The organism is Caenibius tardaugens NBRC 16725 (assembly GCF_003860345.1).
Taxonomy (GTDB): domain Bacteria; phylum Pseudomonadota; class Alphaproteobacteria; order Sphingomonadales; family Sphingomonadaceae; genus Caenibius; species Caenibius tardaugens.
In genome coordinates this window covers 758,839-770,277 of sequence record NZ_CP034179.1, presented here as the reverse complement: position 1 = coordinate 770,277, position 11,439 = coordinate 758,839, and the positions used below count along the sequence as shown (strand labels likewise).

Here is an 11,439-nt window from a genome sequence, read left to right as displayed (position 1 = left end):
GCTCGGTCGGAGCGCAGCGGAGATAGAGCGGCGGTCCCGTAGGGAGGCGCCAAGCCATTCTGCTGACCTTGCTTTTCCAGCCTATTTCGATTATATTTTAATCGGGTTGATAGCAGGTGATGAACATGGCGACTGAGACAAAAGTGTTGACCGCACACGTCCCGCTGCACCTCGCGGAGAAGGTTGAAGCAATGGCCTCGCGGCTCGAACGCTCGCGTGGCTGGGTGATGAAACAGGCGCTCGCCGCCTGGGTTGATCAGGAGGAGGAGCGTCACCGCATGACGCTCGAAGCAATGGAAGATGTCGATGCCGGGCGCGTGATCGACCATCAGGCCGTGCGCGCTTGGGCGGACAGCCTCGGCACTGACACCCCGCTGCCGCCGCCTTCGGCATGAGGATCAAGTGGACCGGCAAGGCGTCCTCGGATTTGGTGCGGCTGCACGAGCATCTGCGTCCGGTTGCCCCGGAGGCGGCGGCGCGGGTCGTGCAGCAGCTCTCGCGCGCGCCGGATCGGCTGCTCGACTATCCCCGGATCGGCGAGAAGCTGGACGCCTACGAGCCGCGCGAGGTTCGGCGCATCATCGTCGGCAATTACGAGCTGCGCTACGAGATTGCGGATGCGACGATCTTCATCCTGCGCCTGTGGCATTGCCGCGAGGAGCGCAGCTTCGAGTCGGACGACTGACGATGAGGCCGGCCGCATCGAACGCTACGATGCAGCGCGCCGCCCTTCGCCCCTATCTGCGCTTCGCCGCGACAGAGGCTTTGCATGAGGCGCGAGCGCGAAGCAGCCTGTCGGGATGGCCCTTGCCCGCAAAGTCCATCGTCGCCCCCATCGTCGCCGGGCCGAATGCCCGGACGACCTGTTCGACTATGCCACGCTGCCGGTCGGCAGCCTCCGTCCTTGCGCGGGGAAAAGCCCGAAGGACGATCTTTCGACCTGGACCGTCACCGACGACTGGCCCGAGCGCGTGCCGGTCACGAGTGCGGAAGTGGATGTGTTCGAGGCATGGTTCGGCGACGTTTTCGACGAGCTGTTCGGGCCGTGCCAATGATGTGAGGAGTTCGCTACCATGACCGTGCCGCTGCGCGCCGCCCTTTACCTGCGCGTTTCAACGGCGCGGCAGGCCGAGCATGACGTGTCGATCCCCGATCAGCGCAAGCAGGGCGAAGCCTATTGCCTGTCGCGGGGACTGGAGCTGGTCGATACCTTCGTCGAGGCCGGCGCATCGGCGACGAACGACCGGCGGCCCGAGTTCCAGCGCATGATCGAGGCCGGGACCAGCAAGCCCGCGTCGTTCGACGTAGTGGTGGTCCACAGCTTCTCGCGCTTCTTCCGCGATCACTTCGAACTGGAGTTCTACGTTCGCAAGCTCGCCAAGAACGGCGTCAAGCTGTTGTCGATCACGCAGGAAATGGGCGACGATCCGATGCACGTCATGATGCGTCAGATCATGGCGCTGTTCGACGAATATCAGTCGAAGGAGAATGCGAAGCACGTCCTTCGCGCGCTCAAGGAAAATGCCCGGCAAGGCTTCTGGAACGGCTCGCTGCCGCCGATCGGATATCGCGTGGTCGATGCCGAGCAACGCGGCGCGAAGATGAAGAAGAAGCTGGAGATCGACCCGATCCACGCCGACACGGTGCGGCTGGCGTTCAAGCTGGCGCTGGAAGGCGACGGCACATCCGGCCCGATGGGCGTGAAGTCGATCACCAAGCATCTCAACGAGCGCCGTATCTTCACGCGCGACGGCGGCCGCTGGGGCATCGGCACGGTTCATCGGATGCTGACCCGGCCGACCTATATCGGCCGCCACGAGTTCAACAAGCGCGGCAAGAGCAAGGAATTGAAGCCCTCCGAGGAAGTGATCGCGGTCGAGGTTCCGGCGATCATCGACCAGGCCACGTTCGATGCGGTGCAGGCACATTTCAAGGCGCGCAACTCGAAGGTCGCCCATCCGCAGGTCGTCGGTGGCCCGACGCTGCTGACGGGCCTGATCCATTGCGGGAAGTGCGGCGGCGCGATGACGATTCGCACCGGGAAGGGTGGGCGCTATCGCTATTACACCTGTTCGATGAAGGCGCGGCAGGGCGCGACCGCCTGCGAGGGCATGACGGTTTCGATGGAGCGGCTGGACGATCTGGTCGCAAACTATCTGGCCGACCGGCTGCTCGATCCCGACCGGCTGGAGGATGTACTAGCCGAGGTTCTGGATCGTCGACAGGAGCGCAGCGACCGGCGCCGCGAGCATATCGCGGAATTGAACCGGCGATCCGCCGAGACCGAGCTGCGCCTGAAACGGCTCTACGACGCGATCGAAAGCGGCGTCGCCGATTTGGACGATCCGGCGCTCAGGGATCGCATCGTCGCCTTGAAGGCGACTCGCGATCAGGCGCGGGCGGATGCCGAGCGGGCCTCGGCCCTCCTGCTCAACTCGACGCAGCAGGCCATCACGCCGGCCACGTTGCGAAAGTTCGCGTCAACGGCGCGGCGGCGCATCCGCACGGAAGGCGGCGGCTATCGCCGCGACCATCTTCGCGCCTTGGCGCAGCGGGTCGAGGTCGATCGCGGCGAGGTCCGCATCATGGGATCGAAGAGCAACCTGCTCCGCGTGCTGGCCGCCAATGGCGTAGCCACGGCGGCGGGCGGAGTGCCCATCGTTGTTCCGAAGTGGCGGAGCGGGAGGGATTCGAACCCTCGATACGGGGTTACCGTATACACACTTTCCAGGCGTGCGCCTTCGACCACTCGGCCACCGCTCCGCTTGCCTGACGGACACGCCCCTAGCTGCGACTTGCGGCTTTCGCAAGGCACCCAATGATGGCAGATGTCATTTATGTCACCTTCCATGCGGCCAAACAGGAACCAGGCTTTGCCAGAAACTACGGAACGCTTGGATTTCAGCGGTTCTCTGCGTCGATGGACAGGCAGCAGCAATGGCGTGTGGTTCTTTGTGGACATTGCCGGTGAAGCGGCGGACCAGATTGCGGACTATGCGTTTATGCGGCGGCTGGAGTTTGGGCGGGCGCGGGGATTCGGTTCGGTAAAGGTCATGGCGCGCGTCGGGGAAAGCCGGTGGAGTACGTCGGTATTCCCCAATGGCGACGGGCAGTGGATGCTGCCTGTCAAGGCGGCGATCCGACGGGCGGAAGCTATCGCTGATGGGGATTTGGTGCGGGGCGAACTGGCCCTGATCTAGATTCGCTCCGCTTCGGCTACGGCATCGCTGGCGCGCAAGGCGCTGACGATGCGGGTGAGGTGCGCCAGATCCTGTACTTCCAGATCGATTTCGTAGGTGCCGAACGGGCCATCGCGCTGTATCATGTGCAGATTGGTGACATTGGCGTGGCTCTTCGCAAATATCCCCGCCATTTCGGCGAGTGTGCCGGTCCTGTTGTAAAGCACGGCACGCAGGCGGCCGATGGCGCCTTGCGAACGTTCGCCCCATGACAGGTCAATCCAGTCCGCATCGATACCGTTTGCCAGTTCCAGGCAGTCGATCGCATGCACTTCCACCCCCTGGCCGGGCTTTTTGAGCCCCACGATACGGTCACCGGGGACGGGGTGGCAGCACTTGGCCAGATGGAAGCCGGCGCCATGGGTCAGACCTTTGATTGATACTGCACGTTCCTGTTTCGGCCAGGCATCCGGCTCTGAAAATTCCCGTGCGCTTCCCGGAACCAGCGCTTCCATAATATCACGATCGTCAACTTTGGCGGAGCCGATGGCTGCCATCATCTCGTCTTCGTTTTCGAAACCAAGCCGCTTGACCGCTTCGCGAATGGCTTTCTTGCCGATCTTGGCAGGTAAACGGTCGCAGATTTCCTCGAACAGCTTGCGTCCGATGACCGCAATTTCGGCGCGTTCTTTCAGGCGCACCGCGCGACGTATCGCTGCGCGCGCCTTGCCGGTGACGACAAATCCCAGCCACGACAGCTCTGGCCCGGCGCCATCGCTCTTGATGATTTCCACCACGTCGCCGTTGTTGAGCTGGGTGCGCAAGGGCATGTGGCGACCGTTGATCTTGGCGCCCACCGCCTTTGCGCCAAGATCGGTGTGCACCGCAAAGGCGAAATCGACGGGCGTCGCACCCTTGGGGAGCTGAAACAGCGTGCCTTTGGGGGTGAAGGCGAAAATGCGATCCTGATAGATTGCCAGTCGCGTATGTTCGAGCAGTTCTTCTGCATCGTGGCTGGCATCGACGATTTCGATAAGATCGCGCAACCAGCCCACTTGTCCGTCCGGGCGGTCGGCCTGCTTGTAGGCCCAGTGCGCGGCGAGGCCGAATTCGTTGGTGCGATGCATGTCGCGTGTGCGAATCTGCACTTCCATGCGCATCGAGTTTTCGTAGATCAAGGAGGTGTGAAGCGAACGATAGCCGTTGGATTTCGGTGTGGAGATGTAATCCTTGAACCGACCCGGGATCATCTGCCACGTGGTGTGCAGAACGCCCAGCGCACGATAACAGTCCACCACATTATCGCTAAGAACGCGAAACGCCATGATGTCGGTAATCTGTTCGAAGCTGACATGGCGTTCCTCCATCTTTTTCCAGATGGAGTAGGGGTGTTTTTCCCGGCCTGACACTTCCACGCGCATACCGGCTTCGGCCAACGCCTGCTTGATCGCCAGCGCGATGGCATCGACCTGCCCACCTTCCTGATTGCGGATCTGGTCGAGCCGCCCGGTAATGGTGGCGTATGCTTCGGGTTCCAGCTGCTCGAAGGCGAGCAACTGCATTTCACGCATATATTCATACATGCCCACCCGTTCGGCGAGAGGGGCATAGATATCCATGGTTTCCTTGGCGATGCGCCGCCGCTTTTCCTCGCTCTTGATGAAATGGAGCGTGCGCATATTGTGCAGCCGGTCAGCCAGTTTGACCAGAAGAACGCGAAGATCCTCGCTCATCGCCAGGAAGAACTTGCGCAGGTTTTCGGCCGCCCGCTCGTTCTCGGTCATGGCTTCGATTTTGGAGAGCTTCGTCACCCCGTCGACCAGCCGGGCAATGTCTTCGCCAAAGAGTCGGGCAATTTCGTCAGTTGTGGCGAGCGTGTCTTCCACAGTGTCGTGGAGCAAGGCGGTGATAATCGTTTCCTGATCGAGCTTCAGCTCGGTCATCAGGCCGGCCACTTCCACGGGATGACTGAAATAGGGGTCGCCACTGGCCCGTTTCTGCGAGCCATGCTTCTGTACCGTATAGACATAGGCACGATTGAGCAGCGCCTCATCCGCATCGGGGGCGTATTCTTTTACACGTTCAACGAGTTCATATTGTCGCAGCATTACGGTTATGATGTGGACAATTCCTGTTGCAATGCAATGGCAAAGAGCACGCGCTTGCAGCATCATCCGGAAAGTTGTGGATGAACCCCCATTTTTCCAAGATGTTCCGGCAATCGACAGTTTTTATCGATCACGTCGATGCCGCGTGTGGCATCGTTGACTCAGGCCCCGGCAAGGGCCTTGGTCGCAGGATATTGCAGCAGTTCGATCAGCAAGGGATCATCGGCGCGCTCGTAATAGGCATAGGCTGTATCGGGCGACAGGCGATCATACCACACCCGCTGATAGCCCACCGATGCCAGCCGCGCTTCCCAGCTTTCCAGTTCGTCCACCCGGAAACGCAGGTGATGCACGCCTTCGTGTCCTTGTTCCAGGAAATCGCGGTGGGGGGTGTCGCCTGAAACCCATTCGATCAATTCGATTTCGAGATCATGCATACGGCCGAAGGCATATTTCATATCGTAAGGGGTTGGCACCGCACCATGATACGACGCCTGCTGCGCGCCGAAATCGACAATATGGAACGGGCCGAACACCGGATCGTACAGTGCCATGGCTCGTTCCAGATCGCGCACCACGAAACCGATCTGATCAGGTTTGGGCAATCCGATCCGGCCCAGCTTCTCGTTCATCGCGACATCATGTTCTGTCATTGTTGTCTCTCCCGGCATCTGCTGTTTCGCAGGCTTTCGTAGTCTTATGCGTTTTCGAAGGGGCGGATGAAGGCCTTGGCAAATTGTTCCATCACCCGCTTCTTGTCGTCGAGCGAGGAATGCAGGCCCAGCGAGAAGAAGAACGGGTAGCTGATACCCGCAGTCATGCCCTGATCGTGAAGGCGCTTGAACGTGTCCAGATCGGGCGGGGTGCTGAGTCCTATCAGGGTTTCAAATGGCAAGTGGGCCCGGCCCGCTTCTTCGCGCAGACGCGTGAATTCGGCCATAAGAGCGGGAACCTCTTCCGGCGTGTTGCCCGCGCCGATCCAGCCGTCACCCCGGGTTGCCGCGCGCTTCAGCGCCGGTGCCGACGATCCGCCGAGAAATACCGGGACGGTCTGCGTGGGTTCAGGCGCGATCTGCAAAGGCGGGAAATCGTAAAAGTCGCCGTGATGTTCGACCATGCCGCCCTCCCAGAGCTTGCGCAGTACGTCGATCATTTCGTCGGTGCGGCGCGCCCGGGTTTTGAATTCGACCCCGTAGATATCGAATTCGTCCTTCATCCAGCCGAGGCCCGCGCCGAGAATGAAGCGGTTGTCGCTCATCAGCGCAAGCGTGCCGGTCGCTTTGGCAACTTCGAACACATTGCGCAGCGGGAGAACATAGATCGAGGTGGAAAATTTCAGCCGTTTCGTGACGGCAGCCATGGCCGCAATCGTTACCCAGGCATCGGGATAGGGCCAGTCCGGGCTCATCATCGCCTTGCCGTCAGGCGAATAGGGATACTCGGCTAAAACCGTCTTGGGATAGACGGCATGATCGGAATTCATCACCCCTTCGAACCCCAGTTCTTCGGCGAATTGTGCGAGGGGAATGAGCTGGTCGACCTCGATCCAGTTCACCATTTGCCAGAATTTCATTGTGTTCTTCTCCCGCCGCTGCCCTTGTGTGAGCCCGTATGTGATCGGCCATGGGGCATGCAATCACGCCACCCCCGTATCTGGCAAGCCCCTGTGCAGCCCATGCGTGGCTTTTGTCCGAAAAGGAGTGTCATGGCTGTTGCGGTCCTTTGACAGCCGCCCGTGCGCCGGTAACAATCGCCCCTGATCGCAGTACGAAAAAGCTGCGGCAGATAAAAACAGCAAGCGAACGGGGATCACGCCCACGTATCGCGGGAGAGATGCGTTGTCGGACACGATCATTATTGACGATCTGCTTACCCCTCGTTTGAACGACATGCAAAAGGCGGCGCTGGCTTTTGGCGATGCCAATCCGATAGCCTTGACCGAGCAGGCCATTCTCGATGCGGCCCGGCACCAGACGGGGCTGCACGATTTTGGTGCAGACGATTTTCGGGAACGGCTCAATATCCTGCTGGATGAATGGAATGGCGACCCGGCCATGACCCAGATCTGGCGTCTCACCCTGTTAGGCTATGCCACCCGTTATGCGGCCAACAGGTTGTTGATTCACGATACGCTGCAACGCCATCCGGAAATTCATGACGAACAGATCGATCGCCCGATTATCATCGCCGGTCTGCCGCGTTCCGGAACGACGCATCTTGTCAACCTGATTGCTGCCGACACGCGGCTGCAGGCGTTGCCGCTGTGGGAAAGTTACGAACCGGTCCCGCTTCCAGGGGAAGGGCTGCTGCCCGATGGCACCGATCCACGCTATCAACGTTGCGCGGACGCCTGGGAACGATCGCAACAGATTTCGCCCGTGATTGCGGCGATGCATCCGATGAATCCTGATCATATCCACGAAGAACTGGAATTGATGGGGCCGGATTTCGCATCGTACAATTTCGAATGGATCGGGCGGGTGCCGGGCTGGCGCGATCACTATTACGCCACCGACCAGACACCGCATTACGAATACATGAAGACCGTGCTGAAGCTGCTGCAGTGGCGGAACGGGAAGAAACGGTGGGTGTTGAAATGCCCGCAACATCTCGAACAACTGGGCGTGTTGAAGTCGGTGTTCCCCGATGCGGTCGTGGCGATCACGCACCGCGATCCGGTGGCGGTGATCCAGTCGGCGGTGACCATGCAGGCCTATTCTGCGCGCATGCAGCGCACCGAAGTGGATGCCCCGTGGCTGATTGCCTACTGGACCGACCGGGTGGAACACCTGTTGCGCGCCTGTGTGGCCGATCGCGCCGTGTGGCCTGCCGATCAGAGCATCGATGTGCCGTTTCATGAATTCATGGCGGACGATGTGGCCATGGTCGGCAAAATCTTTGCCCGCGCGCAATTGCCGATGACCGATCGGGCCCATGCCGAAATCGCCGCGCATATGGCGGCGCACCAGCGCGGGAAAGAGGGTCGCATGGTCTACAATCTGGAGCGGGATTTCGGCGTTAAGCCCGATGTCTTGCGCGAACGTTTCCGTTTCTACTTCGATGCTTTCCCGGTGAAGGCGGAGGTTCACTAAACCCTTGTTTCCACCCATTCAGCGAACTGACGACAAAGCGAGAACCGATGATGAGAGAACCGATCTACAAGACCCGCCGTGTCGGGCCAGCTGCCGCCGAATTCGACCAGAACTGCCAGCGGGTAAACGATTTCATCGTCATGTCGGAAGGCAATTCGAACGTCTATCTGATCGAGACGCCGGAAGGGGGCATTCAGCTCAACGCGGGCATGGGCTTCGAAGCGCCCGTGCATCGGCATAATCTGGCGACATTTTCGCAAACGCCGGTGAAGTACCTGATCACCACGCAGGGGCACGTCGATCACGTGGGCGGGGTGCAGTATTTTCGCGATCTCAATCCGGGGCTGACCTACATCGCGCAGGCGGGCAATCACGAACACCAGAGCTATGACGCACGACTGCAGACGTTCCGTTCCGCCCGTTCGGCGTTTCGCTTCCAGGATGAATTCAAGGAGGTGTTCCAGCGTTATGCTGCGGCGGGTTATACGCAGATCAACCCGCAGGACCGGCCTACGCCCGATGTGACATTCGAGACGCGATACGAATTCACGCTGGGTGGGCTGGATGTCGTCCTGATTGCCGCGGCAGGCGCGGAAACCAACGATTCCCTGATTGTCTGGCTGCCTCAACACAAGATTGTGTTCACCGGGAATTTGTTCGGTTGTCCCTTTGGGCACTTCCCTAATCTCGTCACCATTAGAGGCGACCGTTATCGCGATGCGCTGACTTGTGCGGCGGCGGCGCAGACCGTGCTCGATCTGGGGGCGGAACTGCTGGTCTATGGGCATCATGAACCGATTGTCGGGGCCGATGTGATTGCCGCAGAAGTGACCGCCTATCGCGATGCGATCCTGCATGTGCACGACGCCGTGGTGCAGGGCATGAACGACGGCAAGGAACTGCACGTCTTGCAGAACGAGATCACCTTGCCCCCGAATGCGAAGTGGGGCAGGGCTATGGCAAGCTGAGCTGGAGCATCCGCGCCATCTGGGAAAACTATGCCGGGTGGTTCAAGCACGAATCCACGACGGAACTCTACGCGGTGCCGCAGAAGGCCGTACACGCCGATCTGGTGGAACTGGCCGGCGTCGATGCGTTGATCGATCGTGCGCGTGCGAAAGCGGCATCAGGCGAGTTCGAGCAGGCGCTGCATCTGCTGGATATCGTGCTGAATGCCCAGCCGAAGAACGCCGGGGCGACCGCACTGGCCATCGACGTGCACGAGCGCCTGCTGGACGATGCCAAAACCGCGCATACCACAGGTAACTTCTGGTTGGTGGGGTGGCTGCAGAACCGGATCAAGCGGTTCCGCGAACGTCAGGGCTGACAGGGCCTCATGCCGGGTATGGTACCGTATGAAATGGCATCATACCCCGGCACGTCCGGTCAATGGAGTGTGGCGTTGGTCTGCGTGTTCCGCTTGCCCAGCATTCTTTCCAGAATATTCTCATGCAGCCATACCCGGTGGACGATGACCATCAGGACGTGCCCGAGGATCAGAGCCAGAAAAAGCCATGCCAGATTGCCGTGGAGCGCATTGCCCGGCGCGGTCATCCAATCTGTTTTCACGCCTGTTGGCGCCTGAAGCTGGAGCCCGAAGAAGGTAACGCCTTTGCCGCTGCCAAAGGCGCGCAGCAAGGCGAGAGAGGGCACGATGAACATCAGCGCATAGAGTGCGAAATGGCCAAGCGCCGCGCATTTGCCCAGCAGATCCGGTCGATATCCCGGTCGATGTGCGCGATTGGCGAAGGCCCAGACCGCGCGCACGATGAACAGGGCCAGCAGCAGCATGCCGACGGAACCATGCGTTCCGCCCCAGAAACCGGTCAACGCGGTGCGGCCCAACAATTCCTTGAGGATCATGCCTGTGAATTGCCAAAGGAGCAGCGCGGCCATGACCCAATGCAGGAGCCGGCTCACCGAACCGTAATAAAACTGGCTATCCTTTGCGGCCATCGCGTGTTCACCCGTCTGTGTTGGTCGGTGGTGTGTATCAGGGCGTTGTATGGTGGCCAAGCTGAACGGATGCTTCACCGGAAATGCTTCAGGCAAGTCGATACCTGCGGCTCAGCTCTTCTCCATGATCTTGCGGACGCGGCGATCCGCATCCAGTGCGATCACGAGATCGGCGCGCGCAGGCATCTCCGTCAGGATATGGCGCGTCAGCCGCTCGTAATGCTCGACAAACCGCGCCAGCGCCGCGTCCGACATGATGCCGGGGGCTTCGGGCGGGACGGTCCGGCGCAGTTCGTGTTCCTGCTCCGTCCGCCAGCCCAGCACTGTGTCGAAATCCGGGGCCGCCAACAGGATCAGCAGATCGATACGCGCAAACAGGTGCTGGTATTCACCGGCCAGCGCCGCATTGGCATGGCCGCGCCACAGGCCTTGCGGATCTTCGTCGCGTTCCAGTCGATTGATGGGACTGGCCAGTTCCGTTTCATCTTGTGGCCGTGCGCCGATGCACCAGCCTTCCAGCAGCAGAACCTGCGTTGCCGCGCCAGCCTTGCCCCAAACGGCGGGCGGGGCGCGATCGTCATGCGCCTTGTCGAACCGGGGCAGGGCCACATCCCGCCCCTGTTCGAGCGCCTCGATCACGTGCAGGCCCAGCGCGATGTCATGCGTGCCGGGCACACCGCGGGTTATAAACAGGGGGTGGACGCGCCGCGCCAGTTCTTCCCGTTCTGAGCGGGTGCGATAGAGATCGTCAATCGACAGGATGGCGGTGGCAATACCGGCACGTTCCAGACGGTTAGCCAGCGCCGCCGCCAGTGTCGATTTCCCGCTACCCTGTGCGCCGCACAGGCCGACAACGAGCGGGCGTCGGACCGTGTGCGACAGCGCGCGCCGTACTGCCTCCTCCACGGCATCGAGACTGGGCTGCATCGACTTCTCGATTGATGGTTCCTCCATGGTGCGATCCTTAAGCCTATGTTCTCTATCGCGGCAGGGCCGGGGGGATGGCAAACATATTTGCCCTGACCGGCGCCCCCTTGCCGATCGGTCTCATCCATATGGACGATGTTGTCGGGCCAGCGTTGCGCCAGATACCGTGCAAACAAC

The 11,439-nt window shown here is 60.7% G+C and carries 12 protein-coding genes, 1 tRNA gene and 1 pseudogene; 8 read left to right on the top strand and 6 right to left on the bottom strand.

What is annotated here, in order from left to right:
• Positions 1 to 125: 125 nt before the first annotated feature.
• The 4 genes and pseudogenes from EGO55_RS03605 to EGO55_RS03590 all read left to right on the top strand — a co-directional run.
• Positions 126 to 395, top strand: a complete 270-nt coding sequence (locus EGO55_RS03605; protein ID WP_021691170.1) for a CopG family ribbon-helix-helix protein — start codon at positions 126 to 128, stop codon at positions 393 to 395.
• Entirely contained in the window at positions 392 to 685 is a 294-nt protein-coding gene (locus EGO55_RS03600) for a type II toxin-antitoxin system RelE/ParE family toxin (RefSeq protein WP_021691169.1), read from the top strand. Before EGO55_RS03605 ends, EGO55_RS03600 begins: the two co-directional genes overlap by 4 nt.
• Before the next feature lie 115 nt (positions 686 to 800).
• Positions 801 to 1,055 (top strand): hypothetical protein, encoded by a 255-nt coding sequence (locus EGO55_RS03595; RefSeq protein ID WP_021691168.1) that lies wholly within the window; start codon positions 801 to 803, stop codon positions 1,053 to 1,055.
• Positions 1,056 to 1,073: 18 nt separating this feature from the next.
• A pseudogene (locus EGO55_RS03590) lies at positions 1,074 to 2,099 on the top strand (recombinase family protein); the annotation flags it as partial.
• A 573-nt stretch (positions 2,100 to 2,672) separates the two neighbouring features.
• Here the strand turns inward: EGO55_RS03590 and EGO55_RS03585 are convergent.
• Positions 2,673 to 2,763, bottom strand: a tRNA-Ser gene (locus EGO55_RS03585).
• A gap of 65 nt (positions 2,764 to 2,828) precedes the next feature.
• On the opposite strand from EGO55_RS03585, the gene EGO55_RS03580 reads away from it, so the two are divergent.
• On the top strand, positions 2,829 to 3,200 hold the full coding sequence (locus tag EGO55_RS03580; protein WP_369345333.1) for a DUF1905 domain-containing protein: 372 nt from the start codon (positions 2,829 to 2,831) through the stop codon (positions 3,198 to 3,200).
• Here EGO55_RS03580 and EGO55_RS03575 read toward each other — a convergent pair.
• From EGO55_RS03575 to EGO55_RS03565, 3 genes are all read right to left on the bottom strand, one after another.
• Positions 3,197 to 5,287, bottom strand: coding sequence for a RelA/SpoT family protein (locus EGO55_RS03575; protein ID WP_021691165.1), 2,091 nt, complete (start codon positions 5,285 to 5,287; stop codon positions 3,197 to 3,199). The two genes, EGO55_RS03580 and EGO55_RS03575, sit on opposite strands and share 4 nt — an antisense overlap.
• Before the next feature lie 161 nt (positions 5,288 to 5,448).
• Entirely contained in the window at positions 5,449 to 5,940 is a 492-nt protein-coding gene (locus EGO55_RS03570) for a VOC family protein (RefSeq protein ID WP_021691164.1), read from the bottom strand.
• Between the two features lie 44 nt (positions 5,941 to 5,984).
• Positions 5,985 to 6,860 carry a TIGR03619 family F420-dependent LLM class oxidoreductase gene (locus EGO55_RS03565; RefSeq protein WP_021691163.1) on the bottom strand — a complete coding sequence of 292 codons (876 nt, stop codon included), beginning with the start codon at positions 6,858 to 6,860 and terminating at the stop codon, positions 5,985 to 5,987.
• Positions 6,861 to 7,125: 265 nt separating this feature from the next.
• Between EGO55_RS03565 and EGO55_RS03560 the strand changes: the two genes are divergently transcribed.
• From EGO55_RS03560 to EGO55_RS20800, 3 genes are read left to right on the top strand one after another with little or no spacing between them, the layout of a single operon-like run.
• Complete coding sequence (locus tag EGO55_RS03560; RefSeq protein ID WP_021691162.1) at positions 7,126 to 8,379, top strand: sulfotransferase family protein; 1,254 nt, start codon at positions 7,126 to 7,128, stop codon at positions 8,377 to 8,379.
• A 47-nt stretch (positions 8,380 to 8,426) separates the two neighbouring features.
• Positions 8,427 to 9,347, top strand: coding sequence for an MBL fold metallo-hydrolase (locus EGO55_RS03555; protein WP_201798924.1), 921 nt, complete (start codon positions 8,427 to 8,429; stop codon positions 9,345 to 9,347).
• Positions 9,323 to 9,706, top strand: coding sequence for an alkyl sulfatase dimerization domain-containing protein (locus tag EGO55_RS20800; protein WP_201798923.1), 384 nt, complete (start codon positions 9,323 to 9,325; stop codon positions 9,704 to 9,706). Before EGO55_RS03555 ends, EGO55_RS20800 begins: the two co-directional genes overlap by 25 nt.
• Positions 9,707 to 9,765: 59 nt before the next feature.
• Here EGO55_RS20800 and EGO55_RS03550 read toward each other — a convergent pair whose 3' ends face one another.
• Together EGO55_RS03550 and EGO55_RS03545 are read right to left on the bottom strand one after the other, a co-directional pair.
• The gene (locus EGO55_RS03550) at positions 9,766 to 10,335 is read right to left on the bottom strand and encodes a cytochrome b (protein WP_021691160.1); all 570 of its coding nucleotides are present in this window, start codon (positions 10,333 to 10,335) and stop codon (positions 9,766 to 9,768) included.
• A gap of 111 nt (positions 10,336 to 10,446) precedes the next feature.
• Positions 10,447 to 11,289: a hypothetical protein gene (locus tag EGO55_RS03545; RefSeq protein ID WP_021691159.1), complete on the bottom strand. Its 843-nt coding sequence runs from the start codon at positions 11,287 to 11,289 to the stop codon at positions 10,447 to 10,449.
• Between the last annotated feature and the right edge of the window lie 150 nt (positions 11,290 to 11,439).